The organism is Hymenobacter psoromatis (genome assembly GCF_020012125.1).
Classification (GTDB): domain Bacteria; phylum Bacteroidota; class Bacteroidia; order Cytophagales; family Hymenobacteraceae; genus Hymenobacter; species Hymenobacter psoromatis.
This window is the reverse complement of record NZ_JAIFAG010000001.1, coordinates 4,015,540-4,040,310: the sequence shown is the minus strand read 5'-3', so window position 1 is coordinate 4,040,310 and position 24,771 is coordinate 4,015,540. Positions and strand designations below refer to the sequence as shown.

At 60.8% G+C, this 24,771-nt stretch carries 23 protein-coding genes; 14 read left to right on the top strand and 9 right to left on the bottom strand.

Annotation, left to right across the window (positions count from 1 at the left end; genetic code table 11):
* Positions 1-78: 78 nt before the first annotated feature.
* Both LC531_RS17395 and LC531_RS17390 read left to right on the top strand, forming a co-directional pair.
* The gene (locus LC531_RS17395) at positions 79-1,467 is read left to right on the top strand and encodes a hypothetical protein (RefSeq protein WP_223652527.1); all 1,389 of its coding nucleotides are present in this window, start codon (positions 79-81) and stop codon (positions 1,465-1,467) included.
* A 12-nt stretch (positions 1,468-1,479) separates the two neighbouring features.
* Positions 1,480-3,009 carry a DUF2079 domain-containing protein gene (locus LC531_RS17390; protein WP_223652525.1) on the top strand — a complete coding sequence of 510 codons (1,530 nt, stop codon included), beginning with the start codon at positions 1,480-1,482 and terminating at the stop codon, positions 3,007-3,009.
* 32 nt (positions 3,010-3,041) lie between these two features.
* Here LC531_RS17390 and LC531_RS17385 read toward each other — a convergent pair whose 3' ends face one another.
* Positions 3,042-3,479 carry a Uma2 family endonuclease gene (locus LC531_RS17385; protein ID WP_262903299.1) on the bottom strand — a complete coding sequence of 146 codons (438 nt, stop codon included), beginning with the start codon at positions 3,477-3,479 and terminating at the stop codon, positions 3,042-3,044.
* 37 nt (positions 3,480-3,516) lie between these two features.
* A complete protein-coding gene (locus LC531_RS17380; RefSeq protein WP_223652523.1) occupies positions 3,517-3,669 on the bottom strand; it encodes a Uma2 family endonuclease in 153 nt (50 codons plus the stop codon).
* Positions 3,670-3,776: 107 nt separating this feature from the next.
* Here LC531_RS17380 and LC531_RS17375 point away from each other — a divergent pair, with 107 nt between their 5' ends.
* From LC531_RS17375 to rfbA, 6 genes are all read left to right on the top strand, one after another.
* Positions 3,777-4,376, top strand: coding sequence for an acyltransferase (locus LC531_RS17375; protein WP_223652521.1), 600 nt, complete (start codon positions 3,777-3,779; stop codon positions 4,374-4,376).
* Positions 4,377-4,446: 70 nt separating this feature from the next.
* Entirely contained in the window at positions 4,447-5,748 is a 1,302-nt protein-coding gene (locus LC531_RS17370; protein ID WP_223652519.1) for a nucleotide sugar dehydrogenase, read from the top strand.
* A 90-nt stretch (positions 5,749-5,838) separates the two neighbouring features.
* The gene (gene galE, locus LC531_RS17365; protein WP_223652517.1) at positions 5,839-6,858 is read left to right on the top strand and encodes a UDP-glucose 4-epimerase GalE; all 1,020 of its coding nucleotides are present in this window, start codon (positions 5,839-5,841) and stop codon (positions 6,856-6,858) included.
* A 125-nt stretch (positions 6,859-6,983) separates the two neighbouring features.
* Entirely contained in the window at positions 6,984-8,039 is a 1,056-nt protein-coding gene (gene rfbB, locus LC531_RS17360; RefSeq protein WP_223652515.1) for a dTDP-glucose 4,6-dehydratase, read from the top strand.
* A 147-nt stretch (positions 8,040-8,186) separates the two neighbouring features.
* Complete coding sequence (locus LC531_RS17355) at positions 8,187-9,197, top strand: SDR family oxidoreductase (protein ID WP_223652513.1); 1,011 nt, start codon at positions 8,187-8,189, stop codon at positions 9,195-9,197.
* A gap of 90 nt (positions 9,198-9,287) precedes the next feature.
* Positions 9,288-10,166, top strand: coding sequence for a glucose-1-phosphate thymidylyltransferase RfbA (rfbA, locus tag LC531_RS17350; RefSeq protein ID WP_223652511.1), 879 nt, complete (start codon positions 9,288-9,290; stop codon positions 10,164-10,166).
* Positions 10,167-10,247: 81 nt separating this feature from the next.
* Here the strand turns inward: rfbA and LC531_RS17345 are convergent, their stop codons facing one another.
* Positions 10,248-11,456 (bottom strand): ATP-binding protein, encoded by a 1,209-nt coding sequence (locus LC531_RS17345; RefSeq protein ID WP_223652509.1) that lies wholly within the window; start codon positions 11,454-11,456, stop codon positions 10,248-10,250.
* 174 nt (positions 11,457-11,630) lie between these two features.
* Here LC531_RS17345 and hemA point away from each other — a divergent pair, with 174 nt between their 5' ends.
* Positions 11,631-12,914, top strand: coding sequence for a glutamyl-tRNA reductase (gene hemA / locus LC531_RS17340; RefSeq protein WP_223652507.1), 1,284 nt, complete (start codon positions 11,631-11,633; stop codon positions 12,912-12,914).
* A 240-nt stretch (positions 12,915-13,154) separates the two neighbouring features.
* On the opposite strand, the gene LC531_RS17335 is transcribed toward hemA, so the two are convergent.
* Complete coding sequence (locus tag LC531_RS17335) at positions 13,155-13,478, bottom strand: ArsR/SmtB family transcription factor (RefSeq protein WP_223652505.1); 324 nt, start codon at positions 13,476-13,478, stop codon at positions 13,155-13,157.
* Between the two features lie 416 nt (positions 13,479-13,894).
* Between LC531_RS17335 and LC531_RS17330 the strand changes: the two genes are divergently transcribed.
* From LC531_RS17330 to LC531_RS17320, 3 genes are all read left to right on the top strand, one after another.
* A complete protein-coding gene (locus LC531_RS17330) occupies positions 13,895-15,010 on the top strand; it encodes a mechanosensitive ion channel family protein (protein ID WP_223652503.1) in 1,116 nt (371 codons plus the stop codon).
* A gap of 63 nt (positions 15,011-15,073) precedes the next feature.
* On the top strand, positions 15,074-15,556 hold the full coding sequence (locus LC531_RS17325; protein ID WP_223652501.1) for a GAF domain-containing protein: 483 nt from the start codon (positions 15,074-15,076) through the stop codon (positions 15,554-15,556).
* A gap of 70 nt (positions 15,557-15,626) precedes the next feature.
* The gene (locus LC531_RS17320; protein WP_223652499.1) at positions 15,627-17,036 is read left to right on the top strand and encodes an FAD-dependent oxidoreductase; all 1,410 of its coding nucleotides are present in this window, start codon (positions 15,627-15,629) and stop codon (positions 17,034-17,036) included.
* Between the two features lie 43 nt (positions 17,037-17,079).
* Here LC531_RS17320 and LC531_RS17315 read toward each other — a convergent pair whose 3' ends face one another.
* On the bottom strand, positions 17,080-17,952 hold the full coding sequence (locus tag LC531_RS17315; RefSeq protein ID WP_223652497.1) for a hypothetical protein: 873 nt from the start codon (positions 17,950-17,952) through the stop codon (positions 17,080-17,082).
* Between the two features lie 205 nt (positions 17,953-18,157).
* Between LC531_RS17315 and LC531_RS17310 the strand changes: the two genes are divergently transcribed.
* Positions 18,158-19,135, top strand: a complete 978-nt coding sequence (locus LC531_RS17310; RefSeq protein WP_223652495.1) for an isopenicillin N synthase family dioxygenase — start codon at positions 18,158-18,160, stop codon at positions 19,133-19,135.
* A gap of 77 nt (positions 19,136-19,212) precedes the next feature.
* Here the strand turns inward: LC531_RS17310 and LC531_RS17305 are convergent, their stop codons facing one another.
* Positions 19,213-20,478, bottom strand: a complete 1,266-nt coding sequence (locus tag LC531_RS17305) for a PA2928 family protein (protein WP_223652494.1) — start codon at positions 20,476-20,478, stop codon at positions 19,213-19,215.
* Between the two features lie 262 nt (positions 20,479-20,740).
* Here LC531_RS17305 and chrA point away from each other — a divergent pair, with 262 nt between their 5' ends.
* Positions 20,741-22,030, top strand: coding sequence for a chromate efflux transporter (chrA, locus tag LC531_RS17300; protein ID WP_332874868.1), 1,290 nt, complete (start codon positions 20,741-20,743; stop codon positions 22,028-22,030).
* Here the strand turns inward: chrA and LC531_RS17295 are convergent, their stop codons facing one another.
* The 3 genes from LC531_RS17295 to LC531_RS17285 are packed head-to-tail and all read right to left on the bottom strand — an operon-like array spanning position 22,031 to position 24,755.
* The gene (locus LC531_RS17295; RefSeq protein ID WP_223652491.1) at positions 22,031-23,104 is read right to left on the bottom strand and encodes a lipocalin family protein; all 1,074 of its coding nucleotides are present in this window, start codon (positions 23,102-23,104) and stop codon (positions 22,031-22,033) included.
* Between the two features lie 52 nt (positions 23,105-23,156).
* Positions 23,157-23,924 (bottom strand): carboxypeptidase-like regulatory domain-containing protein, encoded by a 768-nt coding sequence (locus LC531_RS17290; protein WP_223652489.1) that lies wholly within the window; start codon positions 23,922-23,924, stop codon positions 23,157-23,159.
* A gap of 27 nt (positions 23,925-23,951) precedes the next feature.
* A complete protein-coding gene (locus LC531_RS17285) occupies positions 23,952-24,755 on the bottom strand; it encodes a carboxypeptidase-like regulatory domain-containing protein (RefSeq protein ID WP_223652488.1) in 804 nt (267 codons plus the stop codon).
* Between the last annotated feature and the right edge of the window lie 16 nt (positions 24,756-24,771).

Below are 24,771 nucleotides of genomic sequence, written 5' to 3'. Positions count from 1 at the left end.
CGCGCCCGCGTCTGCGCCGTACAGCGGGCGGGGTAGGGCCATACCCCGTGCTGCTAAATTCAAAAGTCTGTCCTCTCAATGTCGAAGCTGCGACGTGATGCCTGGCAGCTAGTGCTGCTGCTGCTGACGGGCCTGGGGCTGACCAGCCGACCCGCATGGGCGCAATCGGCAGAGCCCCTACCCGACTCTATTCGCGCGGGCCTCACCGAAGCCCAGCTTCGCTACTATCTGAGCCGGGCGCTCACTTTGCAGGGCATTGTGGGTATTCCTAGTTCCGCCCGGCAGTCGCTATTGCCCTGGGCCGCTCGGCTGGGCACTCGTTTCGCTGGGCGGGTGGGCGGCTTCTGGCTGACACCCGGCTCGGATGCCGCCGAGCAGGCTTGGTATGACTCGACCCGGCAAACCGTGGCGCGACTGCGGGCGGGCCAGCCCGACATGATAGTGCAGGGAGCAATATTCGAGATAGTATATCCGGGCGTAAACAATTTAACGGTGCCCAACCGCCTCCGGGCCGAGGTTGGAGAAGATACCGTGCGGCTCGCCCGGCGGCATTTTTGCCTGGATAGCATGATGTATCCGGCGTATTTTGCCGGCCCCGACCCGGCGCATTATCGCCTCGAAAACCGCCCGCCTGGCCAGGCCGCCGGCGTGCCCGACATGAGCCGGCCCGAAACGCGGTTGTGGTTCTGTTTCTGTGCTTTCCGTCAGCTCGATGCGGGCTGCGAAGCGCTGCACTTTGGCCAGGTGCGCCTCATGGACGACCGCGACCCCGGCCACCATGCTTGGTGGCAGATGCTGGCGCGGGTGCGCCGCTATGCCCGCACCCGCAACCGGGGCTTCGTGCTCTGCGATGCCCATACCCACGGCGAGTTCTACGACCCCGACCCCGCGCACCCGCTTCCCGACTCGGTGCGCCAATTGCTGTTTGATTTCCACGCGACCCCTCTGCGGCCTACCGAAACCGACACCTTGCGCCACGGTACCCACGGGGCCCGGCTCGACTATGCCGCCTGGGTGCAGCCCGACGCGGCTCTCTACAGCCTGAGCGCTGGAGGTCGCACGCCCAGCGGTTGGTATTGCAAGCACCTGCCTGGGCTAGTGGAATTCGATAATTTTGGCGGGGCCATTTTATATAAGCCCAACCAGCCACCTTTCGTGTGGGGCATGGATGAAATATCGTGGTTTGCTAACCAGCCGCAGCTTTACCGTGACGAGTGGCTAGTATACGCGGCGGCCCGCGTGCAACAGCTCGACTCGACTATTTACTTAGAAATGCCGGGCTTGCGGGTTGTACGCATACCCGGCCAGCCCGTGCGTGACTACCGCGCCGACCTCGATGGCCAAGGAACTCTTATTCGCGGGATATGGAAGGGTAGCACCGCGACCCAGGCGCGGCAATTACTGCTCATTGGGCCGCCTGTTCCTGCCAGCTACGCGTTAGATGCTGGTTCTGGACAGGTAAAGTAACAGAAAGTTTTGATGCTATCCTCCTTTCGCGCCTGGCTGGCTCAGCCCCGGCGCCCGGCGCTGCTGCTCATCTTCGGGCTGGTTTACAGCCTGATTTCACTGGTTAACCAGTGGAATTTCCGTACCGCAGCGCTCGACCTGGGCTTCACGGCGCAGGCCGTGGCCGACTTCGCCCACCTGCGGGCCCCGCGCGTGACGCTGCTGCTCGATGCCCCGCCCACTAGCTTTCTGGCCAGCCATTTCAGCCTGACGCCCGCGCTGGCCGTGCCGCTCTATTACCTGGTGGGCGGGGCCTGGGCGCTGCTGCTGCTCCAGATGGGGGCGGTGCTGCTGGGGCTGCTGGGCGCGTGGCACTACGCCCGCGCCCAGGGGGGTAGCCCCCGCGTGGCCAACTACGCCCTGGCATTGCTGGGCTGCCAGTGGGGCGTTTATTCGGCGTTTAGCTTTGATTACCACGACAATGTGGTGGGCGCGATGGCCCTGCCCTGGCTAGCGCTGTGGGTGGGGCAGGGCAGGGGGGGTAGGGCCGCGCTGGCCGCCCTACTTATACTGGTGAGTAAGGAAAACCTGGCCCTGTGGCTGGCCTGCGTGCTGCTGGCCCTGGCCTGGCAGCACCGCGCCCATCGGGCGCGGGTAGGGTGGCTAGTGCTGGGGGCGGTGCTATCACTGGCTTACTACCAGGTTATTACGCGCTACGTGATGCCGGCCCTCGATACCACGCACCGGCCTTTTACCCAACTCGGGCGCTATGCCTGGCTGGGCCCCTCGCTGCCGGAGGTGCTAGCCAATGTGCTCACCCACCCGGCGCGACTGTGGGCAGTACTCTTCCAAAACACGCTGCCCGATGCTGGCTACGACTACATCAAGCTGGAAACCTGGGCGGCCGTGCTGGTATCGGGTGGCTGGGCCTTGTGGCGGCGGCCCTGGTACGGGCTGATGCTGCTACCCATTCTGGCCCAAAAATTCCTGGCCAACGACTACGCGCTGTGGGGCATCAACGGGCAGTATTCCATCGAGTTTGCGCCCGTGCTCACGCTGGCCGTGGTCGATGCGTTGCGGGGGGGTAGGGTGGCGGGGGCTGGCTTCCGGCGTGGGGCGTGGGCGGCGGCGCTGGCGGGCGCGGCGGTGTTTTCGGTGGTCACGCTCTATGCGCGCCGCAGCGAGTGGTACGACCGTGCCGCCGGCAACTTTCTCCTGGGCCGTCACTACCGCTGCCCCTACCCCAACCGCGCCGGCCTGTACGCGGCCCTGGCGCGGGTGCCGCCCGGCGTGGCCTTAAGCACGTCTTCCAACCTAGTGCCGCACCTGCTCGACCGGCGCGACATTTTCCTGTTTCCGGTGCTGCGCACGGCCCGGCTGGTGGCCCTCCCGCGCGAGCCCGACGAGCACGCCGCCTGGCCCCTCTCGCCAGCCCAGGCCCGGCAGGCCCTGGCCGCGCTGCGCGCCCGCCCCGGCTACCGCGTGCTCTACGAAGATGCCCAGCTGGTGCTGCTGGCCCGCCCCGCCACCCCCGCCGATTCGGCCGAGGTGTGGCGGCCTTAGCGCCGCGCCCCTACCCCCCTGCGGCCGGCAGGCTACGCCGCGGGCAGCTCTTCCGGCGCGTCGGCGGCCAGGGTCACGCCCTCGTATACGGCGGCCAGCGGCAGCTGGCAGCCCAGCGCCTCCAGGTCGAGCATGGCGCTCAGCTCGCGGATTTCGGTGAGCACCCAGCGGCCCCGCTCATCGAGCGAGTACAGCTCGGCGTGCACGGCTTCGGAGCTGAGCAGCAAATAGTGGCGCAGGCTGGGAATCTGCCGGTAGAGCATGAATTTCTCGCCCCGGTCCTTATCCTGGGTAGAAGCCGAAAGTACTTCCGCGAGGAAAACCGGGTTGAGCAGCGTATCCGGTTTCTTAGCCTCTAAAAACTTGGGCTGGCCGCACACCACCGATAGGTCGGGGTAGAGAAAAGAAGACTTGTTTTTGACGTGCACCCGCTGGTCGCTGCCCACCGGCGTGTAGCCCTTGCCGCGCAATGAGTTTCCCAGGCTAATGGTCAGGTTAACACAAATCTTATTTATGCGCGAAACTGGCCCCGGCCATCGCCCGGATTTCGCCAGCGTAGTATTCGTGCTTGTATTCCGCCTCACGCTCTAGGCGCAGGTAGTCGGCGGGCGACACGCGGGTGGGCACGTCGGGTTGGGATTGGAAAGCGGGCAGTCCCATAAAAGCAGGCGGGCTAAAGCGAAGAATGCAATTTATTCAAAAGTACGCCCTACCCCTCAACCCCACTCAGGGCGTTACCTTTGCGGCCGCTAACCCTGCCTGCGCCCGTGGCCGAACCCGCTGCCGACTTTTATGCCCATCCTACCGCCGTGCTCGACGCGGGCTGCCGCGTGGGGGCGGGCAGCCGCATTTGGCACTTCTGCCACTTAGCGGCGGGCGCGGTGCTGGGCGAAAACTGCTCGCTGGGCCAAAACGTATTCGTAGCCGACGGCGTGACGCTGGGCCGCAACGTGAAGGTGCAGAATAATGTGAGCCTCTACGAAGGCGTGACGTGCGAGGACGACGTGTTCCTGGGCCCCTCCGTGGTGTTTACCAACGTGCGCAACCCGCGTAGCGCCGTGCCGCGGCGCGGCGCGGCCCACTATCAAACTACCCACTTGGAGTGCGGCGTCAGCATCGGGGCCAATGCCACGCTGGTGTGCGGCATCAGGCTAGGGCGCTATGCCTTCGTGGGCGCGGGCAGCGTGGTCACCAAAGACGTGCCGGCCCATGCCCTCGTCTACGGCAACCCTGCCCGGCCGCACGGCTGGCTCAGCGCGCATGGCGAGCGCCTGCGCTTCGACGCGGCCGGCCGCGCCACCTGCCCTGAAAGCGGGGAAGTATATCAGTTGAGTACCGATAAAAAAACGGTATTTATAATCAATTAAAAATCAAAATCATTAGACGGTCATGCTTCGGCAAGCTCAGCATGACGTTCAACATTCATACTTAAACGAAGTGTACGACGAACTCCTCCGCAAAGAAGCCAAGCTGGCCGTGATTGGCCTGGGCTACGTGGGCCTGCCCATCGCCCTCGAATTTGCCAAGCAACTCTCGGTTATCGGCTTCGATATCAACTCCGGGCGCGTGGACATGATGCGCAACCACCAAGACCCGAGCGGCGAGCTGGACAGCGCCGCCTTCGCCGGTTGCGACATCACTTTCACCGACTCGCTCGACGTGCTGCGCGAGGCGCGCTTCTTCATCGTGGCCGTGCCTACCCCCATCGACGAGCATGCCCAACCCGACCTCAAGCCGCTGCTCGGGGCCTCGATGTCGGTGGGGAAGGTCTTGAAAAAGGGCGATTACGTGGTATTTGAGAGCACCGTCTACCCCGGCTGCACCGAGGAAGACTGCATCCCGGTGATGGAAAAATATTCGGGCCTGAGCTTCGCCAAAGGTGATTTCAAGGTCGGCTACTCGCCCGAGCGCATCAACCCCGGCGACAAGGAGCACACCCTGCGCCGCATCGTGAAGGTGGTGAGCGGCTGCGACGCCGAAAGCCTCGACGTGGTGGCCAAAGTGTACGAGCTGGTGGTGGATGCCGGCGTGCACCGGGCCAGCAGCATCCGGGTGGCCGAGGCCGCCAAGATTATCGAAAACACCCAGCGCGACGTGAACATCGCGCTCATGAACGAGCTGTCGATGATTTTCGACCGTATGAACATCAACACCTACGAGGTACTGGAAGCGGCCGGCACCAAGTGGAATTTCCTGAAATTCTCGCCCGGCCTGGTGGGCGGCCATTGCATCGGCGTAGACCCGTACTACCTCACCTACAAGGCGAAGGAGCTGGGCTACGATGCCAAGGTTATCCTCTCGGGCCGCACCACCAACGATAATATGGGGGCCTACATCGCCCGCAAAACGGTGCAGATGATGATTAAGCGCGGCAAGGACGTGGCCAAAAGCCGGGTGCTGGTGATGGGCGCGACCTTCAAGGAAAACGTGGAGGACATCCGTAACTCGAAGGTGGCTGACGTGATTCAGGAGCTAAAAAACTTCTCCGTGAACGTGGACATCGTGGACCCGCACGCCAATTCCAACGAGTTGAACCACGAGTACGGCTTCCGCCTCACGCCCGCCGATAACATCCGGAACGACTACGACGCCGTTATCGTAGCCGTCAGCCACCGGCCCTACTTAGATAAAGACGAGGCGTACTTTCAGTCCATCACCGCCGCCGATGCCGTATTAGTGGATATTAAAGGCCTCTACCGCCGGCAGCCCATGCACGATTTGCACTACTGGAGCTTATAGGCAATGGGTGAATAAGTGGGCAAATGGGTAAGTAAAAACGCCCTGGCTCCCATCAACTCATTTGCCCACTCACTCATTCACCCATTGATTATGAAGATTCTCGTTACCGGCGGAGCCGGCTACATTGGCTCCCACACCGTAGTGGAGCTGGCCCAGGCAGGCTACGAGCCCGTGATTGTGGATAATTTCAGCAACTCGGCCACGTCGGTGCTCGATGGGCTGCGGGCCATTCTGGGGCACGACGTGACGTGCCACCGCATCGACTGCGGTAATGCGGAGGCGTTGCACCAGGTGTTTAAAGCGGAAGGTAACATTCAGGGCGTCATTCACTTCGCGGCCTTCAAGGCGGTGGGCGAGTCGGTGCAAAAACCGCTGGCGTATTTTGACAACAACGTGGGCTCGCTGCTGACTCTGCTGGAAGTGATGAAGGACGAGGGGGTAACGAATCTGGTGTTCTCATCGTCGTGCACCGTGTACGGCATCCCCGACCAGCTGCCCGTGACGGAGGCTACCCCCACCAAGCCGGCCAGTTCGCCCTACGGCCGCACCAAGCAGATGTGCGAAGATATTGTGCACGACACGTCGGGTGCAGCTGATAATACGCTGCATACCATTCTACTGCGTTATTTTAATCCCATTGGGGCGCACGAATCGGCTCGCATCGGCGAGCTGCCCTTGGGCACACCCAATAACCTGGTGCCATTCATCACCCAAACGGCGGCCGGCATCCGCGAGAAGCTCACCATCTTCGGCAACGACTACGACACGCCCGATGGCACCAACGTCCGTGACTATATCCACGTTGTAGATTTGGCCAAGGCCCACATCGCGGCCGTGCAGCGCCTGCTCGACCGCCGCGCCAGCGACATAGTGGAGACCTTCAACGTGGGCACCGGCCACGGCAACTCGGTGCTCGAAGTAGTTAAAACATTCGAGGAAGCCACCGGCCAAAAGCTGAACTATAGTATCGGCCCGCGCCGCGTCGGCGATGTGCCCGCTATCTACGCCGACGCCACCAAGGCTGCTGAGGTGCTAGGCTTTAAAACGACGACTTCCCTGCGCGACTCGCTGGCCAGCGCCTGGAAATGGCAGCTCGCGCTCGGTAAGTGAGTAAAGTATAAAAAGAACGTCATGCTAAGCTTGCCGAAGCATCTAGCATGGTGTACTAACTAAACCACTCAACAATGCGAGCGAGATGCTTCGGCAAGCTTAGCATGACAAATGCCCTCAATTCCATGAAAATCCTCATTACCGGCGGGGCCGGCTTCATTGGCTCGCACGTGGTGCGGCTATTCGTGACTAAATATCCCGACTACCAGATTCTGAACCTCGACGCGCTGACTTACGCGGGCAACCTGGAAAACCTGCGCGACGTGGAAAACGCGCCGAACTACCAGTTCGTGAAGGGCGACATCGCCGACCAGGCGTTCGTGGACCATCTTTTTGCCCACGAGGAACCCGATGCCGTGATTCACCTCGCCGCCGAAAGCCACGTGGACCGCAGCATCACCGACCCGATGGCGTTCGTGAAAACCAACGTGATTGGCACCGTGAATTTGCTGAATGCGGCCAAGAACCTGTGGAAGCCGAAAGGCTTTGAAAACCACTTGTTCTACCACGTCAGTACCGATGAGGTGTACGGCTCGCTGGATTTCGGCCCGGAAATGTTTACTGAAGAGACGCCCTACGACCCGCGCTCGCCCTACTCGGCTTCCAAAGCCGCCTCCGACCACTTTGTGCGGGCCTGGCACCACACCTACGGCCTGCCCATCAAGCTCAGCAACTGCTCGAATAACTACGGCCCCAACCACTTCCCCGAAAAGCTGATTCCGCTGGCCATTCACCGCCTGCGCACCGGCCAGAAAGTGCCCGTGTATGGCAAAGGCGAAAACGTGCGCGACTGGCTCTTCGTGAAAGACCATGCCACGGCTATCGACGCGGTTTTTCATAAAGGAAAGCTGGGCGATACCTACAACATTGGCGGCGTGAACGAGTGGCAGAACCTCAAGCTTATTCAGCTGCTCTGCGACGTGGTGGACGAGAAAACCGGCCAGCCCCAGGGCACTTCGCGTCAGCTCATCACCTTCGTGACGGACCGCGCTGGCCACGATATGCGCTACGCCATCGACAGCAGCAAAATCATGCGCGAGCTGGGTTGGGAGCCGAGTGTAACTTTCGAGCAGGGCTTGAGCCAGACCGTGGACTGGTACCTCGCCAATCAGGAGTGGCTCGACAGCGTGACCAGTGGTGCCTACCAGGAGTATAATACCAAGCAGTACCCTAATAGGTAGTTAGCGTCCGTCTGTCATTGCGAGCGCAACGAAGTGGAGCGCAGCAATCTTTCCTTTTCAATAGCGGAAGTAATCAGACGGTTAACAACTATCAAGGAAAGATTGCCGCGCTTCACTTCGCTGCGCTCGCAACGATAAAACAGCTTTATGTACGAAATTCCCTTCACCGACCAGCCCCTCACCAGCCTAAATTTTCTCGTCACCGGCGGGGCGGGTTTCATCGGCTCCAACCTTGTCGAGTACCTGCTCAAGCAGGGGGTAGGGAAGGTGCGGGTGCTGGATAATTTCTCCAACGGCTTCCATAAAAACCTGCAACTGTTTGCGGATAACCCCGCGCTGGAAGTGCAGGAAGGCGATATTCGCGACCGCGATGCTTGCGCCCGCGCTTGCCAGGGCATCGACATTGTGCTGCACCAGGCGGCGCTGGGCTCGGTACCGCGCTCCATTGCCGACCCCGTGACGACCGATGAAGTGAACGTGGGCGGCTTCGTGAAAATGCTCTACGCGGCCAAGGAAGCCGGTATTAAGCGCTTTGTGTATGCGGCCAGCAGCTCGACCTACGGCGACCACCCCGGCCTACCCAAAGTGGAGGACCGCATCGGCAAGCCGCTCTCGCCCTACGCCGTCACCAAGTACGCCAACGAGCTGTACGCCGATGTGTTTGCCCGCACCTACGGGATGGAGATTATCGGCCTGCGCTACTTCAATATCTTCGGCCCGCGCCAGGACCCCGGCGGGGCCTACGCGGCCGTGATTCCGCTCTTCATCGACGCGCTGCTGCAAAATAACCCGCCTACCCTCAACGGCGACGGCGGCCAGACCCGCGACTTCACCTTCGTGGAAAACTGCGTGCAGGCCAACATTCGGGCCGCCCTTACTACCAACCCCGAGGCGCTGGGCCAGGTCTACAACATCGCCGTCGGCAACCGTACCTCGCTGGTCGAGATGTATAACCTGCTGCGCGAAGAAGCCGGCTCCAGCCTGGAACCTCACTTCGGCCCGAACCGCGCCGGCGACATCCGCGACTCACTAGCCGATATTACCAAAGCTGAAACCCGGCTCGGCTACGCGCCGCGCGTGCGCATCCGCGAGGGTTTGCAACAGACGCTGAGTTGGTTTAAAGAAAACCAAGCTTTTATTAAGGAAAGAAACTGCTAAATTATTTAATGGCCAGATGGCCGAATTACATACTTAACGTGATTGCTTTCTAGTACGCTATTCAACCGCCCAGCAATCCAACAACCAACTATGAAAGGTATTATCCTCGCCGGCGGCTCCGGCACCCGGCTGCACCCGCTTACCCTCGCCGTCTCGAAGCAGCTTATGCCCGTCTACGACAAGCCGATGATTTACTATCCGCTGTCAATTTTGATGATGGCGGGCATTCGGGAAATTCTCATCATCACTACCCCCCACGACCAGGCGCAATTTCAGAAGCTGCTGGGCGATGGTAAAAACCTGGGCTGCAACTTTCAGTACGTGGTGCAGGAGTTGCCCAACGGGCTGGCGCAGGCCTTCGTGCTGGGAGCCGACTTCATTGGTCAGGATAAAGTAGCCTTGGTGCTGGGCGACAATATTTTTCATGGCGAAGGCATGGAAGAGCTACTCAAGGCCAATAACGACCCCGATGGGGGGGTAGTGTACGCCTACCACGTGCACGACCCCGAGCGCTACGGCGTAGTCGAGTTCGACGAAAATAAAGTAGCCCTTAGTATCGAGGAAAAGCCTACCCATCCCAAAAGCAACTACGCCGTGCCGGGTCTGTATTTCTACGATAATACCGTGGTGGAAATTGCGAAAAACCTGGAGCCCAGCCCGCGTGGCGAGTACGAAATTACGGACGTGAACCGCGAGTATCTGCGCCGCGGCAAGCTGAAAGTGGGCATCCTGGGCCGTGGCACGGCCTGGCTCGACACCGGCACCTTTGAGAGCCTGATGCAGGCCGGCGAGTTTGTGCGGGTGTTGGAGCAGCGCCAGGGCCTCAAAGTCGGCTCCATTGAGGAAGCCGCTTACCGCCAGGGCTTTATTGATGCTGAGCAACTGCGCAAAATCGCCGAGCCCCTGCGCAAAAGCGGCTACGGCGACTATTTGCTGCATTTACCCGAGCAGCTGGTAATGGGAGGGTAGGGCCAGTAATATGGCAGTGAAGGAACGTCATGCTGAGCAAAGCGAAGCATGACGTTCTTTTAGCTGGCTTACGCTACCCACTCATTGGTTGAGTACCAGCCGAAACGTGGTGCCCTTGCCTACCTCGCTGCCCTTCACGTAGAGCCGCCCCTGGTGATAGTTTTCAATGATGCGGCGGGCCAGCGCCAGGCCCAGGCCCCAGCCGCGCTTCTTGGTGGTGTAGCCGGGTAAAAACACGCTTTCGAGCTTGTTTTTGGGAATGCCCTTGCCGGTGTCGGTGATATCGATGGCTACTTGCGGGTGCGGGGCGCGCCGCCGCCACCACTGCCGCTTGGGCTTCACCCGGCACAGCCGCAGCGTAATGGAGCCGCGCCCATCCATCGCGTCCACCGCATTCTTGCAGATATTCTCCACTACCCAGTCGAAGAGCGGCACGTTGAGGCAGGCCGGCGTATCGAGCGGCAGGTCGGTTTCAATGCTGAACTTGACCTTGCGCGACACGCGGGCTTCGAGGTAGGCAATGGCGTTGCGGGTAGTGTGGTAGAGGTTTTCAGCCTTGAGCACCGGCACCGAGCCAATGTTGCTGAAGCGCTCCGTAATAATTTCCAGGCGCTTAATGTCCTTGCCCAGCTCCTCCACAATGGGCTCGTCATGGAAGCGCACGCTCTCGCGCAGGTAGCTTTGCCAGCCCACCAGCGAGCTGAGTGGCGTACCCAGCTGGTGGGCCGTCTCCTTGGCCAGCCCCACCCACACCCGGTTTTGCTCGGCTCGCCGCGAGTAGCTGAACGAAATATAGGCCATCACGGCTAGCGAGGCAATCACCCCGAGCTGCACCAGGGGGTAGGTGCGCAGCTGCCGCAGCAGCCGCGAATCTTGGTAAAAAACGTAGTTGCGGGTGCCGCCGGCTAGCTCAATCACAATGGGCGGGTGGCGCTTTTGCATGGCCAGCAACGCCGCGTTCAGCAGTCGCATCGAGTCGGCTTCCGACAGATGCGCGCCGAGCCCCAGGTTTTTGGCATCGTTGATGTTCTCGCCGTCCGTCAGGATAACCGGTATCGTAGTGTTGGCCTCAATAATCTGCTCTTGCAAGAATTGCAGGTTTTTGGTGTCTTCCGTATTAATAATGTAGCGCAGCGTCCGAGCGTATAGGTCAATCTGGTGCTGCTCGCGCTCCGAAAGGCGCTGCACCAGCGAGTTGGTATACACCACGGTAGCCCCGGCAATGAGCAGTGCCAGTAGCAACACTAACAGCTTGATACGGGATTTTTGGTCGTACAGGGGAGGAAGCATAGCGGGACAAAGGTCGGGCCCGGCATTCGGAGAGCTGGAGCTTGCGTTCAACGAGTAAGTACCCGCTCTCATATATCCTTGGGCCCGGCCGAACCCAATCAGCCCGCCGACTGTTTTTTAGGGACCAGTATTTGTGAAGTAATTTTACTGGCCGACTCCGAGCCGGTCCGTGTTATGTCCCATCCCTTTAAGGCTGTTAGCTTATCCTTCCGCCAGGCACCGCTCGCTATTCGCGAGCTACTCGCACTGGATGAGGTGGCCTGCCGCCGATTTTTGCAGCAGTTGCGTACGGAGTTGCACCTGAGCGACTTATTGGTGCTAAGCACCTGCAATCGCACCGAAATCTACTACGCCCACGAGGACGATTACTCGGCGGCTATCATTCGGGCGCTGGGCGAATTGAAAAACCGTCCCGATGCGCTGAGCTTCGCGCCCTACTTTGACCACTACGCCGAGCCGGAGGCCGCTACCCGCCACTTGTTTGAGGTAGCCTTGGGCCTCGACGCCCAAGTGGTGGGCGATATGCAGATTATTAATCAAGTAAAACAGGCGTACCAGTGGACGGCCGATGCCGATGCGGCGGGCCCGTTTTTGCACCGCCTATTGCATACTATCTTCTTCGCCAACAAGCGCGTGCAGCAGGAAACCAGCTTCCGCGACGGGGCTGCTTCGGTGAGCTACGCAGCCCTGGAGCTGGTAGAGGAGCTAACGGCCGACGTGGCTAGCCCGCGCGTGCTGGTAGTGGGCCTGGGCGAGATTGGTAGCGACGTGTGCCGCCATTTGGCCGGCAGCAAGTCGTTTGCCAACGTCACGCTCTGTAACCGCACCCGCGCCCGCGCCGCGCAGCTGGCTGCCGAATTTGCCCCCGGTCAGTTGCGCGTTGTCGATTTTGAAGACTTAGCAGAAGCGTTGCGCACGGCCGATGTGATTATTTCTTCCGTTAATCGCGAAACGCCCTTTTTTACCCACGACCTGGTAGCGCACCTCGACGTGCTGAGTTATAAGTTTTTCATCGACTTGGCCGTACCGCGCTCCGTGGCCGCCGACGTGGAGCAGGTGCCCGGCGTGTTGGTCTACAACGTCGATGCTATCCAGAGCAAAGCCTCGGCCGCGCTGGAACAACGCTTGGCCGCCGTGCCGCAGGTGCGCGTCATCATTGATGAGAGCGTAGCGGATTTCGCTGATTGGAGCCGCGAAATGCTCGTTTCGCCGCTTATTCAGCGCATGAAGGCCAACCTGGAGCAGTTGCGCCAGCAGGAGCTGGACCGTTTTCAGAAAAAGGCTACCCCCGCCGAAGTGAAACTGCTGGACGAAGCTACCCGCGCCTTTATGCAGAAGGTGCTAAAGCAGCACGTGTTGCACCTGAAGGCAGCCTGCCGCCGCGAGGAGGCCGAGCAGCTGCTGCCGCTGCTCACCACTATTTTCGACCTAGAGCACCAGACGGTAGCTGCCGCCTAGCTCAGTAAGGGTGCGCTGGCCAGTGTAGCTTCTTTCGCGTTTATCCAAAAAACCCTCGCTCAATTATCGTGAATCGATAATTGAGCGAGGGTTCACTGTATGGAGGCGGGTAGCCTTTAAACATACTGGGAATAACGCCAGGCACGCAGACCTATTCTTAATAAAGTGCTAAAAACAAACGTTTCCGGAGAACTTTATCTGGTTTTATAGGCTAACAGCAATGTTGGCACCGCGTCCGCTTTAGATGCGGCTAGAGTAATCTTCCAGAGTATCAATGATTTTCATCAGCTGTGGTACAGCTAATGAATAGTAAATCTTGGTGCCGATTTTGCTCGACTTGAGCACCCCGCGGTCCTTCAGGGTAATGAGGTGCTGCGACGCAATGGCTTGCGGAATATCGAGTGCCTGGTAGATTTCCGTCACCGACATCTGGTGCTCCTTGTTGCCCTTGCCTTTGCCGAGCAGGTCAACGATAGCGAGGCGCTTGGGGTGCGAAAGCACTTTGAGCATGGCTGCTGCACGCTCCAATTGGTCCGCGTCAACGCGGGAATGCAATGGCTTCATGGTAACTTAGATTGAAAAATGGTAGAAGGGAGAAATAGAAGAATGAAGCCAAGCCAGTATCGCTAAAGACTTGGCATTGCAAAGTAAGCTAAGAATAACATTGTACACGTTCTCCCACGCATAAAATATCCGCACTGTCTATTACTAATCAAGCTTGGGTAAGTGCAAATTCTGGCTTTCTGATTTGTTTTGGCACTTTTTCTGTTTTATACAGAAATTATTAAAGCCATAATTTTATTATCGCCTCTCGAAAGCAAGTAAATTTTAGGATGAATGGCCTGTGAAATAGCGAGTTCGGCTGGCTGAAGGCCGGAACCAGCTTAGCCTGAATTCCCGAAAGCGTAACAGTCAACGGCCGGCCGGCCCTTCGCGTAAAGCGTAGGAAAAGCCGGGAGCCTTTGCCTTGGTTAGTACATATGGAAATGCCTCTCTTTTTGCACCGGCAACTGTTCGGCAATGAGCTGCTCGAATACGTTATTGCGGCGCTTATCCTGCTACTCGGGGCGTTGCTGAACCGGGTGTTGTCGCGGCTGCTCAATAAGCTGCTGTTTCGGCTCACCAAGCGCTATACGGCTGGCGTGTCGGAAAACGAAATGCATGACCTGCTGATTCAGCCGGTGAGCACGGTATTTTTTTTGGTAACTGCTTATCTGGCGTTCAGCGTGTTGCGCTACCCCGCGCCGCCACTGGCCGTGCAGGGAGCTGCGCCCTGGCCCAAGGTGTTGCTACTGGGCTTATTTCACCTAGGTATTATCGCTACGGTTATCTGGGTTATTCTGCGTCTCGTGGATTTTTCGCTGCTGGTAGTGCAACGCCGCGCCGAGCTGACGGCCATCTCCGGCACGCGGCGGCTCGACAGTCAGTTCCTACCCTTCGCCAAGGATTTGCTCAAGGTCTTTATTGTGGTGATTGGGCTGCTGGTGGCGTTGGGACAGGTATTCGGGGTGAATGTGACGGCCCTAGTGGGCGGCCTAGGCATTGGCGGGCTGGCCGTAGCCTTCGCGGCCAAGGAGAGCCTGGAAAACCTGCTGGCCTCGTTCACCATCTTTTTGGATGAGCCTTTTGGGGTAGGCGACCTCGTGACGGCAGGCAGCGTGAGCGGCACGGTGGAAAAAATCGGTTTTCGCAGCACCCGCCTGCGCACGGCCGAAAAAAGCTACCTCACCGTGCCTAATAAGAGCATGATTGATAAGCCCTTGGACAACCTGAGCCTGCGCACCGCCCGGCGGGTAGGGTTTACGTTAGTCTTCGACCATAAAACGACCAGCGACCAGCTTCAGGCTATTATTCAGGAGTCGGTGACGGCGATAGCGGCTCAACCGCTGGTAACCAAGGACGTGCAGATGAAATTTGACAGTATCGCGCCCGGCGGCAAGCAGGTAACGGTGCAGTATTTTGTGGATACGACCAATTACGACGAGTATCTAAACGTGAAGGAGGCCATCAACTATTGCCTCGTGCAAGCCACCGAGCACCAGGGCGGCAGCTTTGCCAGCACTTCCACTACTACGGTGCAGATGAGCCCGGCCTAGCCCTTGGGGCCCGCGGGCGGCGGCCGACCGGTACTTTTGCCGGGCTCACCTGTTTACGTACCGATGTCTGAAACGCTTTTCCTGACGCCCGGCCTACCCCGCGCCGCGCACTACGCCGAACTGCATCCGCAGCTCGTCGCCCTCACGGCCGGTGAGCTCGACCGCACAGCCAACCTTGCCAATGCGGCGGCCGCGCTACGGCAGGCGTTCGGCTTTTTCTGGGTTGGTTTTTACGTGGTAAAAGGTGAGGAACTGGTGCTGGGGCCGTTTCAGGGGCCGATTGCCTGCACCCGTATCCGGCGCGGGCGCGGGGTGTGCGGCACGAGCTGGGCCGAGGCTCGCACCCTACTGGTACCCGACGTGGAAGCCTTTCCTGGCCACATTGCGTGCAGCTCGGATTCCAAGTCAGAAATCGTGGTGCCCGTGCTGAAAAATGGCCGGGTAGTGGCCGTACTCGACGTGGACAGCGACCAACTTAACGACTTCGACGAAGCCGACCGGGTAGGGCTGGAAGCGCTGGCGCAATTGGCGGCCGGGTGGTTTTGAGTTATGGGGGGGGTAGGGACTGCTCTTCAGGATGTATCAAAAAAAGGTCAATAGCTAGCAACCGAACGCAATGATAATTACTGATTCAGGGCCGCTGGAGCCTGCGAACCAAAACGAGCCGCTGGTGGTGATGGGCGCGGGCCTAGTAGGCTCGCTGCTGACGCTGTACCTGGCGCGGCGCGGCCACCCGGTGCAGGTGTTCGAGCGCTTGCCCGACCCGCGCCAGCAGGGCTTAGCGGGCGGCCGCTCCATCAACCTGGCCCTTTCGGACCGGGGGTGGCGCGGACTGGCGGGGGTAGGCGTGGCCGACGACATCCGGCAGGTGGGCATCCCCATGTATCGACGCGTGATGCACGACGGGGCCGGCGCGCTCACTTTTCAGCCCTACGGCCAGGAAAACCAAGCTATCTACTCCATCAACCGCGGCAGCCTGAACGTGGCCCTGCTCAACCTGATAGCGCAGGAGCCGCGGGTGCAGGTAACTTTCGGCCAGAAGCTGACGCAGCTTGATATGCCCGGCCGCCGCCTGCACTTGCAAGACGTAGCCAGCCACCGCGAGTACGAAGTGGCCTATGAGCGGCTATTCGGGGCCGATGGGGCGTTTTCGGCGGTGCGCGGGGCCTTGCAGCGCCTCGACCGCACCGACTATTCGCAGCAATATCTGGAATACGGCTATAAGGAGTTGACCCTGGCGGCGGGGGTAGGGGGCAGCTGGCAGATTGAGAAAAACGCACTGCACATCTGGCCGCGAGGCAACTTTCTTATGATTGCGCTGCCTAACCTCGACGGCTCGTTCAACGCTACCCTGTTCTTTCCTTACGAGGGTGATAAGTCGTTCGCGGCGCTACAAACGCCCGCTGACGTAACGGCCTTTTTTCAGGTCACTTTCCCCGACGCGGTGCCGCTGATGCCACAGCTCACGGATGAGTTCTTTGACCATCCCACGGGTTCGCTGGTTACCATTCGCTGCTTTCCGTGGGCCTACCACGACTCGGTGCTGCTGCTCGGCGACGCGGCGCACGCCATCCTCCCCTTCTATGGCCAGGGCATGAACGCGGGCTTCGAGGACTGCACCGTGCTCAATCAGCTATTGGAACAGCACGGCGAAGCCAACTGGGACCGGGTGCTGAATGAGTTTGAGCACCAGCGCAAGCCTAACACCGACGCGATGGCCGACCTCGCGCTACACAATTTCGTGGAAATGCGCGACCGCGTGGCCGACCCGCGCTTCCTGCTCCAAAAGCGCATCGAGAGCAAAATCGCCGCCCAGTATCCCGGCCAGTGGGTGCCGCTTTACTCCCGCGTCACGTTCTCGCCCGACACCTCTTACGCCGACGCCTGGGCCGCCGGCCAGCGCCAGGAAGCCATCATGACGCGGGTAATGCCGCTCATCACCAATGAGGTGGACTTTGAGAAGCCAGAGGTGCAGGCGTTGATTGAGCAGCAGTTGAACAGACCAGCTACCAGAACGTCATGCTGAGCTTGTCGAAGCATGACGTTCTGGTAGCTGGCCTACCCCCTACTTACGGCGCGACCGTAATCGTGCGCGTGACCGTGTTGAACGGGCCGGGAATGAGGCTGCCGCTACTATCCACCAGCTCTAGCTTGATGGTGGCTTGGCCGGCGGGTAGGCCTTCCATCATGTAGGGCAACCAGTTGTCGAGCATAAACTCGTTGCCGTTGATGGTGGCGCGCACCTTGTTGCCGTCGGGGGCCAGGGTGGTATTTACAAGATAGAAGTCCAGCATAATTTTCTTCGCATCCTTACCCGAGTATGTGTCCTTGGGGCGGCTGTAAAAGAGGGTAGGGGCCTTGGTATCGAACTTCATAGCCACGCTGTCGGTAGCCGAAGCCATGGGCTTGCCCACCGTGATGGTGCGCAGGTCGTAGGCGCTGCGTTGCTTAAGGCTTTCGTGGTAGGAGCGCGACAGGAACGACAGGATAACGTGCTGGCCATCAGCGATGGGCTCGGCAAACTTGGTATCGTAGTGCGCCGTGTAGGGCTGGTCGTCCACGATGAGGTGGATGTGCTGGCCCTTCATCGAGTTGGCCATTTGCTCGGCGTGCTCGCTGCCAGTCATTTTGGTCAGCTGAAAATTGCTGAGGCTATATGAGAACTGCACTGGGCCGGGTATTGTGGAGCCACCCACGGGGCTGTTGAGCTGCAATTGGGCGGTCGGGAACTTGGGCGAGTCGCCGTAGGGGGTGAGCGTGATGCCACCCTTCGACTGCACCGGGCCGGCGGCGGCCGTGGAGCTGGACTGGGCCCCGAGCGCGGCGCTGCGGTCGGCGGGGGCGGTGGTGTTTTCGGCTTGCTGCGAGGTGCTGCAACCAGCCAGCAGGGCCAGGGCAGCCAGGGCGAGCGAGCCAGTAAGCGGGGCGGTGAATTGGGACATGTGAAAGAGACAGAATGCGGTGAGTAATCCAGCGCTTTACGCGAACTGCCCACCTTAGGGTTTTGTACTAACTTCGCGGTAGGTAACTACTGGTTGCTGCTGGCTGGCCAGGCCGGCGCTGGGGCCTTGCGCCACTAGCCGCCGGCCCGGCCCGCTACCAGTGGTTAATCCTCCATAATCAGCAAGTAACCAACCCCTACTTCGTATGGCTGATAACCTGCCGGACCACATTCCCTCGCTCGACCTGGCCGATTTCCGCTCGGGCGACCCTACTCGCAAAGCCAAGTTCGTGCAGGAACTGGGTGCTGCTTACCAGAGCATCGGCTTCATTGCCCTCAAAAACCACGGCCTGAACGAAACGCAAACCAAGGAGCTGTATGCCGACGTGCAGCAGTTTTTTCAACTGCCCGACGCCGCCAAGCAAACCTACGAAAACCCCGCCCTGGCCGGCCAGCGCGGCTACATCAGTAAGGGGAAGGAGCACGCCAAGGGCCGCAATACCGGCGACCTGAAGGAATTTTACCACGTGGGCCAGGAAGTGCTGGACGAAACCGACCCGGTGCGCCACGACTACCCCGCCAACATCTGGCCCGCCGAGGTGCCCCGCTTCGAGGAAAGTACCATGCGCGCCTACCGCACCCTGGAAGCCGCCGGCCAGGATGTGCTGCGCGCTATCGCGCTGTATTTGGAGCTGCCCGAAAATTACTTTGACGACAAGGTGAAAAATGGCAATTCTATCCTGCGGCCCATCCATTATTTCCCCATCGAAGACCCCGATGCGGTGCCCGCCGATGCCGTGCGCGCCGCCGAACACGGCGATATTAACCTCATTACCCTGCTGATGGGGGCCAGCGCCGACGGCCTGCAAGTGAAGCGGCGCGACGGTGAGTGGATTGCTATCACGGCCCTACCCGACCAGATTGTGGTGAACGTGGGCGACATGCTCCAGCGCCTCACCAACGGCGTGCTCCGCAGCACCATTCACCGCGTAGTGAACCCGCCCCGCGCCAAAATGAACACCTCCCGGTATAGCATTCCGTTCTTCATGCACCCGCGCTCCGAGATGAGCCTGGCCGCCCTACCCCACCTCGTGACGGCCGACAACCCGAAGAAAGAAGTGGACATCACGGCCGGCGAATTTCTGAACGAACGGCTGATTGAGCTGGGCTTGAAGAAAAAGTAGGGCGGCGCGACGACCGCACGTTCTCCACCTAAAAAGACGGTCCGCAAGGCCGTCTTTTTTGGGTTCAATGCGGTTCCCTACCACAGCGAAAACCCTTCTTTCACCTTGTACTGGCTGGTTTGTCCGGTTTGCAGGTTGATGCTCAGGACTTGTTCCAGCCGGTCCGAAAAGCGACCGGGCCGGCTGCCCAGCAGGTAGAGACGGGTAGCGGCCGGGTCGGCGTGGAGCAGCGCAAAATTGGCGTAGTCCGTCTCAACGTGCCACCGCACCTGGCCCGCCCCCGACATAGCGGTGAGCTGAATGGGGGCCTGGCTTTCGATAGTGGCCCGGTGCATCACGAGAAAGCCGCCGCCGGGCAGCCGTAGCGGGGCGTAGGGGCTGGCGTAGCGGTCGAGCAGCGACTGGTAGGCGCGGAGCTTGGAAATAGAATCGGCGGGTTGCTGCAAGGGCCGCGCGGGGTCGGTGAGGAAGCCGCCAAACAGAAATACGCTGGGGCTGAGCGCCGCCCAGCCGTTGCCCCGGTTATCGGACGAGGCCCGGTACAGGTGGCGGCGCTTCGATTCGCCGCCCGAGCGCTCGGCCACGCCGGAGCCCTGGTGCGCTAGCAGCACGGCATCCTGGTCGTCGAGCAGCGCCAGGCACTGCCGGCCATCGTCGGAGACCTCGGTAATTTGCTCGTCGTACTCATTATTGAACTCGCGGCGGCCAGCTATGCCCGCTCCAGTCAGCCGTTGCGCCGGGGCCGGGGTGTAGGCGTGGGCTTGCAGCGTTTGCCCGTCGATGGCATAGTATAGGCCATCGGTGCCCGTGGCCAGCACGGCCTGCAAGGTGTCGTTGTAGCGATAAGGGCCGGCATCGGTGTAGTCCATCACTATCGCCTTTGACAAGTGGGCGGCAATGGCCGGGAAATCGGCATTTTGGGCCACTACCTTACCCGTCTGCTTGTCAAGAACGTACAGCTGGTTGCGGTAAAAAAACAGGTATCGGGCCGACTGCCCCAGCAGCGCCGCGCCACCCATATCATGGCCGCGTTCATCGGGCGCATCGAGGCGCACTTGCCAGAGTTGCTGCCCGGTAGCCAGCGCAAACGCCGCCGCATACACCCGGTCGGAGCCATACGTGCCCTTCGAGCCGGTCGAATACGCCTGAAACCGCGTCATCACCGAGGCTACCACCGTCTGCCCCTGGCTTTGGTAAAATAGCGCATCGGGCTGCAAATAAGTCGAGCTGGTAGCATTCAGCCCCCAGCTCACCAGCGCATAGATAAGGCCGGCGGGTAGCAGTAGCAGCAGGAAACGCAGGAGGCCAAGCAGGGGCGAGCCGGGAGTAGACGTAGGTTGCATAATGCGGCGGAGCCCCAATACTTGCCGCTACTTTTCAGCGGCCAGGGAGTGCGTGCAATAATACCGCCCAAAACGTAGCGCCCTCGGTAGCAGGGGTTGGATTTTTGGTAAGGGAGCGCTGAAGGCAGCCTACCACTCACCACGAAAAACCAAACCCCGGCTCACAAGGTCAGTAAGCAGCGCGCGGGTACTGCCCGCTGCCGGCCGCCGCCAAAACCTGCCGGGCGTTCTATCTTCGGCACTGCTTCCTACTTCCCCATCCGTGCCCGACAAGTACTCGTCCTACCCCGACTTTCCGGCCCTGCTGGCCCCGCTGCGCCGGGCGGGCCGCCGGATGCGCCGGACGCGCAACTTCGTGTTTCTCAAAGACGTGGCGGGGCTGGCCTGCACGGCCTTCGGCGGGCCGCAGGCGCACCTGGCCATGATGCTGCGGCTGCTGGTGCGCAAGCGCCAGTACCTCACGGCCGAAGAGCTGCTGGAGTTGCAGGCCCTGTGCGCTTTGCTACCCGGCCCTACCTCCACTCAAACCATGACGGCCATCGGTTTCCGGCTGGGCGGGCCGAACCTGGCCTACCTCACGCTGCTGGTGTGGTGCCTGCCCTCGGTCACACTCATGACGCTGGCGGGGCTGCTGCTCACGCACTTCGACACGGCGTTTACGGGGCGGCTGGTGCAGTTTGTGCAGCCGGTGGCAGTGGGTTTCGTGGCGTTTTCGGCGTATCGCATCGCCGAGAAAGTCATTCATACCAAAACGGCGGTGGCCCTGCTGGTGGCCGCCGCGATGGTGGCCTATTTCTTCCAATTGCCGGGCGTGCTGCCGCTGCTGCTGCTGGCCGGCGGGGCCGTGACCACGCTGCGCTACCGCAAGCACGCCATCGTGCAGGATAAAAAACCCATCCGGGTGGAGTGGGTTAATGGCGCGCTGTGGCTGGGCGTGTTCCTGCTGGCGGCGCTGCTGGGGCACTACACGCGCCTGCTGCCGGTGCGCTTGTTCGAGAATTTCTACCGCAACGGCTCGCTGGTTTTCGGGGGCGGGCAGGTGCTGGCCCCGCTGCTCTTCGCCGAGTTCGTGGAGTACAAGCACTACCTCACGGGGCCGGAGTTTCTCTCCGGCCTGGGCTTGGTGCAGGCGTTGCCGGGGCCTAATTTTTCGTTCGCTTCCTACATCGGGGCGCTGGCGATGCGGCCGGCGGGGGGGGTAGGGCCACAGCTGCTGGGTGCGCTGGTGGGCGCGGTGGGCATCTTCCTGCCCGGCGTGCTACTAATATTTTTCGTCATCCGCTTCTGGGATGGCCTGCGGCAATACCGCGTGGTGAAAGCCTCGCTCGAAGGCGTGAACGCCGTGAGCGCCGGTCTGGTCTGCGCCGCCGCGCTGCTGCTCTACCACCCGCTGCCCAACCGCCTCCTACCCCTGCCCGGCGCGCTGGCCCACTGGCCCCTACCCCTCAATCCGCTGCTGGTCGGGGCCACGTTTCTGCTGCTGCTCTGGGAAAAAGTGCCGGGCGTGGCGATAATCGGGGTGGCGCTGTTAGCGGGAGCGTTGGCACGGTAATTACCGGTTCGTAATTTCCACGTAGGCGTTGCCCGTCACTGGCTGGCCGTTGTGCGTGCCGGTTACCTTGCACATGCCTTCCCAATAGTACATGGTGAAGGCGTGGAAGAAGCGCAGGGCCAGCTCCTGCTGCGGCACCAAAGGCTCCACGGTGAGGTCGTAGCCCTGGGCGGGCACCTGCACGCGCCACTTGGCGGGGTATTTTTTCTTGGATTTGGGGCTAGTCCAGTACGTGAGGGGCGTGAGCTGGAAGTCGGTGCCGCTGAGGTGCGTGTTCTGATTATCGGCCGAAAAGTAAGAGCCGTTATTAAGCTGCTGGCCGGTTTCGGAATTGCGTAGCGTGTTGAGCATCAGCTCGGCGCGGGGCTCGTTGAGCTGAATGCTGAGCCAGTCCCAGCCTACGCCCTTGCTCACGATGCTGGTGCAGTTCCACTGGCGGTCGTACCACAGCTCGCCCGTCACCTGGTGAGTTTTGCCGGCCACCGTGAGGGTGCCCGTGGTAGCCAGACGGGGGTAGGAGTAGTAGCCCGCTGAAATGCCCTGGCCGTAGTTTTCGTAGCCCGTGCCGCCGTGCAGCAGCACCGGCTTGGTGGGCGTGGTGCGCAGGCTAAGGGCATAGCCGGCGTTGTTTTTGCCGGTGAAAGCGGCTTGCAACTGGTAGGTGCCCTCCTGCCCGCCAAACTTCCACACCTGGCCGTCCTTGCGCTCGCGCAGGCGCACGGGTAGCGAATCGGTGAGCAGGCGCGGCAGCTTGCCGAGCTTGTAGTCGTAGTTGAATTTCTGGCCTTTGGGGTCCGTAATGGCCATGTTCACCATCTGGTAGTCGCTCTTGCCATCTTTCAGGTTGAAGTGAAAGAAAACGTACTCAATACCAAATTCCTCGCCCGTCGCTTGGTCGCGCAGGTGGCCGGTGAGGTACCACCACTCCAGCGAGTTTTTGGGGTGCACGGCCTCGTCGCGGGGCAATTCGGCGCGGGTGGCGGCGGGGTTGAAGCGGGTAGTCGGAACCGGCTTAAAGGTGGAGCAGGCCGAAAAAAGCAGCGTCAGCAGCAGGGCCAGGGGTAGTCGCATCATACCCTGGCACAAGGGTTTTGGGAGGCAAAAAGTTTGGCGAGTAACGCCGTTGCTAGCCAAACCAGCGCAGAGCCCGCAGTTTCGAGAAGAAGCTGCCATAGGGCTTGGCCGGGACGATTATTCGGCCAAGCGTGTGCGTGTCAGTTTCGAGTAAGAACATAATTTTTTGATTGCTTTCCTTGACCAAAATAGTTTTAGCCATAGCTTGATACCCAACCCAGGAAGCCACAAGCGTTAGGTGCCGGCCCCGCGAAGTCACCGTTAGCTTAAACTCCCCGGCGGCATCAGTGGCCGCGTACCTCCGGGTACCCTGCAGCAGCACCGTTACGCCTGGTAGCGGCTGGTGCGTCTGCGCGTCCAGCACTACCCCATGCACCAGAATAGAATCGGTTACAATGCGTTTCTGGAGTGCCTCACTTGATTCGGGCGCTTCCTGCAAGGGTGGGTTTTCTGGTAGGCTTGCTGGGCTTGAGTAGATATAATTGGTGCTGTTTGACGCCATCGGCACCCGCGCCGCCGCTTTCGGAAGCAGCAAGGCACTCAGGCTACTAACGGTTAGCAAGGCGCTCAGCCAGCCCTGCCAGCGGGTGCGGGTAGTGGCCGGGGGTGAGGCGGGGGCAAGCTGCGTCGTTCGTAAGCGGCCGCAGATGGCCCGGCCGTTTGCCTTTTGCAAATACGCCAGAATTTCAGCCGGCGATTTCTGCGTGAAGTCCACTACTTCCGTCTGGCACTGGGCGCAGTGGCGGCCAGCGGGGGTAGGCGTCATGGCGGCCCAGCTGGCGGGGCAGGGCTCGGGAATGCAGGCGGCGGGCTGAGTCATAGACCAAAAATTAAGAAAGCCACTGGATTAATTATGCCGGAACGGCTGCGTAAGCCAGCGCCAAAACGGGCCCGGATGCCAGGGAAACGGCTTGGGCGCAGGTGCAACGACCACGAGGGTCATGAGGGCTCCACCCGTAACATCCTGCCGCACCTGAGTGCCATAGCCAACTATAGTAGCCCCCGCGGCGGCCGTGTCGGCTCGTAGCTCAAGCTGCATGGCCGCAGCAGGGGTAGCAGCCACAGGCACGGTGGCAGACTGGTAGCCCGCGCAGTGCAGCACCAGCGCGCGCCGGGTACGCGGCCGCTGGGTGGGCAGCGCCAAGCTGAAGTTGCCCGCGGTGTTGGTGGTGGCCGAGCGGTTTTCGCCCTTTAGAAACACCGCTACCCCGGCCAGCGGCTCGTGCGTATCCGAGGCGCGCACGGTGCCGCGCAGCAGCTTGGGCGCGGATGAAAGCCGCTGCCTGGGACCAGCTTTTTTGCGCGGGTGGGCCACCGTGTGCGGGCCTGAAGCCGGGGTGCCAGCAGCCGCGGCCGGGCTGGCCCGCAACCCCCACGCGGCCAGACCCAGCGCGAGCCAGGACCGCCAGGACGCGGCCGGCTGGGCACTCAGGGCGGGCAAAAGCGGCCGGTTTAGCTGGTCGTCGCGGAGGTGGCCGCAGGTTTCGCCCTTTGCCTCAGTCAGGAAAGCCAGGATTTCAGCATCGGTTTTCTGAGTGAAATCCACGACCACCTTCTGGCAGGCGGCGCAGTGACGGCCGGTGGGGGTAGGCGTCATAGCGGCCCAGCTTTCAGCGCAAGGACGCGGGATGTGGACAACGAGCGATGACATGAAGTAAAGCAGGGGG